Annotated in this window: 3 protein-coding genes and 1 pseudogene; 3 read left to right on the top strand and 1 reads right to left on the bottom strand. The window is 59.7% G+C overall.

Annotated features, from left to right (window positions below; genetic code table 11):
• A pseudogene (locus ACFFAR_RS30175) lies at positions 1-317 on the bottom strand (hypothetical protein); the annotation flags it as partial.
• A gap of 70 nt (positions 318-387) precedes the next feature.
• Between ACFFAR_RS30175 and ACFFAR_RS30170 the strand changes: the two are divergent.
• From ACFFAR_RS30170 to ACFFAR_RS30160, 3 genes are read left to right on the top strand one after another with little or no spacing between them, the layout of a single operon-like run.
• A complete protein-coding gene (locus tag ACFFAR_RS30170; RefSeq protein ID WP_375509113.1) occupies positions 388-783 on the top strand; it encodes a transposase in 396 nt (131 codons plus the stop codon).
• Positions 780-1,115, top strand: a complete 336-nt coding sequence (tnpB, locus tag ACFFAR_RS30165) for an IS66 family insertion sequence element accessory protein TnpB (RefSeq protein WP_044455394.1) — start codon at positions 780-782, stop codon at positions 1,113-1,115. Before ACFFAR_RS30170 ends, tnpB begins: the two co-directional genes overlap by 4 nt.
• A 58-nt stretch (positions 1,116-1,173) precedes the next feature.
• Complete coding sequence (locus tag ACFFAR_RS30160; protein ID WP_375509112.1) at positions 1,174-2,706, top strand: IS66 family transposase; 1,533 nt, start codon at positions 1,174-1,176, stop codon at positions 2,704-2,706.
• The last annotated feature ends 88 nt before the right edge of the window (positions 2,707-2,794 follow it).

Genomic DNA, 2,794 nt, shown 5'->3' with positions numbered 1-2,794 from the left:
GCCCATAAAAATCGGCGCTCTTCACCGTGTCCACGATGCCTTTCGCTTCGGCCTGTCGACGCACTGATCCCGAGCCCGGCACGACCATCGCGCGCACGCTGCGGGCGACCCTCTGCGATCGGGCAGCTCGCTAGATGCGCGCCGTGCGGATGCGCGAGCAACTCTTCAGGCGTGCGCACCTCGCCAGCGCACGCCTGCGCCTCGGCGATGGCGTCTTCGAGCGGGTCCGAGTCCCAGCGCGCGATGCCCGCGCGCACCGAATCGACCGTGCTGTCGCTGTCGAGCACATCGAGCACGCGTCGTTCAAGTGTAAGCACCCGGCAATCTCATCTGGTTTTCTACTCTTTGGCGTAAGAGCATACGTTTCCACGATCAGGAAGCGGACACGTGCACACTATTTCCCAAGACATTCCGACCGGGCGCACACGGCGCACCTACAGCACCTCGTTCAAGTCAGAGCTTATCGAACAATGTCGCCAGGTTGGCGTCTCATGTTCCGCCGTGGCGATCTCGCATGGCCTGAATCCTAATGTGCTCCGGCGTTGGATTAAAGATGCCGCCGATTCCAGCGACGCTGCGCCGCCTGCACCCAAATCGGTTGTTGTCGACGTAAAGCCTGCCTTCGTCGCGTTGCCAATGACCGTGCCGACACCACAAGCGCCCGACGCGGCGCAAGCGAACGTGCGTATCGACATTCAGCGCAATGGCACAACCGTGTCAGTGCTGTGGCCGCAGCTTTGTTTGAGTGACAGTGCAGCTTGGGTTCGGGAGGTGCTGCGATGATCCGCATCGACGCCATTTGGCTTGCGACTGAACCGCTCGATATGCGTGCCGGCGCTGATACTATCCTTGCTCGCGTGGTGAAGGTATTTGGGTCCGCACGGCCACATCATGCATATCTGTTTGCCAATCAGCGCTCGACGCGCATGAAGGTCCTCGTGTACGACGGATTTGGCGTCTGGCTTGCTGCACGACGCTTGAACAAAGGTCATTTCGTTTGGGCCAATGGTCATAGTGATATTTCTGAGACGTTAAATCTCGAGCAACTGCGCGCACTCGTGATCGGGCTGCCCTGGCAGACGTTGGCGCACGACCACGTAATCGCGGTGGTATAGCAAATGACGTAAACAGTTTCGATTCCCCCGGCGTGCAGGTGCTGGCAAACTTGGGGGCATGAATTCACCCACCGATCTCGATGCCCTGAACTCCGATCAACTGCGCGCACTCGCGCGGCAGTTGATGACTCAGGTCGACGAGAAGACGCGTGAATCGCACTACCGCCAAACGCGCATTGACCAGCTCACCCACGAGCTCTCGGTCATCAAACGCCTGCAATTCGGCAGACGTAGCGAACAGTTCACTGCCGAGCAGTTAAGCTTGCTGGACGAGGCCATTGATGAGGATTTGGCAGCGCTTGAGGCCGAGCTGGATGAACTGCGCTCGGACGCGCCGCAGGAGAAACCTCGCAAGCGGGCCAAACGCTTGCCGTTGCCGCCCCAGTTGCCCCGCACCGACATCCATCACGAACCGACTGAGTTGAGCTGCTCCTGTGGCTGCCAGCGCGTGCGCATCGGCGAGGATATCAGCGAGAAGCTCGACTACACTCCGGGCGTGTTCACGGTTGAGCGCCACATCCGTGGGAAGTGGGCATGTAAAGCGTGCGAGACGTTGATCCAGGCGCCGGTGCCACCGCATGTGATCGACAAAGGGATTCCGACGAATGGCTTGCTCGCACAGGTGTTGGTCGCCAAATACGGCGACCACCTTCCTCTGTACCGGCAGGAACGCATCTTCGCCCGCGCGGGCCTGGCAATTCCACAATCGACGCTCGGCGGCTGGGTGGGCGTATGCGGTGTACGTTTGCAGCCCTTGGTCGACGCGCTTCGCGAGGAACTACTGCGCCACAGCGTCTTACATGCAGACGAAACGCCGGTGCGGATGTTGAGCCCCGGCAAAGGGAAGACGCATAGCGCCTATTTATGGGCCTACACGTCGACTCAGTTTGCAGAGGTGCGCGCGGTCGTGTACGAGTTCGCCGACGGCAGATCTGGCGAACATGCCCGCGCCTTCTTGGGCAACTGGCGTGGCAAGCTGGTCGTTGACGATTACAGCGGCTATAAAGCAGGATTCAAACTGGGCATCACGGAAATTGGCTGCATGGCGCACGCGCGGAGAAAATTCTTCGATCTGCATGCGAGCAAGAAGAGCCAGATCGCCGAGCAGGCATTGAAATTCTTCGTGGCGCTCTACGACGTCGAGCGCGAAGCAGCCGACTTGGATCCTGAGCAACGACGAGCAATTCGTGAGGAGCGAGGCAGGCCAATTGCACAGGCGTTGCACGTCTGGATGCTCGCTCAGCGCAAGCTTGTCGCCGAGGGCTCGCCGATCGCCAAAGCACTGGACTACAACCTCAAGCGTTGGCAGGCGCTCACGCGCTATCTCGACGATCCTCATGTGCCCATTGATAACAACCGAATCGAAAACCTGATTCGGCCGTGGGCCATTGGACGGGCCAACTGGTTATTCGCGGGTTCTCTACGCGCTGGTCAACGAGCCGCAGCCATCATGAGTCTGGTGCGTTCCGCGCAGCTCAATGGGCACGACCCATACGCATACTTAAAAGACGTCCTCACGCGGCTGCCAACACAGCGGGCCGATAAGATCGCCGAATTGCTTCCGCATAACTGGGTACCACCTGTCCCCTGATTGAGCTCACCCCTGACTTTGCCGGGCGCTTACGATGGATCGCATACGATTGATAATCCTGTTGCCAATTGGCGCGTCCCCGAGACGC

It is taken from the genome of uncultured Caballeronia sp. (assembly GCF_964243625.1).
In the GTDB taxonomy this organism is placed as follows: Bacteria; Pseudomonadota; Gammaproteobacteria; order Burkholderiales; family Burkholderiaceae; genus Caballeronia.
The sequence above is the reverse complement of the archived record's forward strand: the minus strand, read 5'-3'. Positions and strand labels throughout refer to the sequence as shown.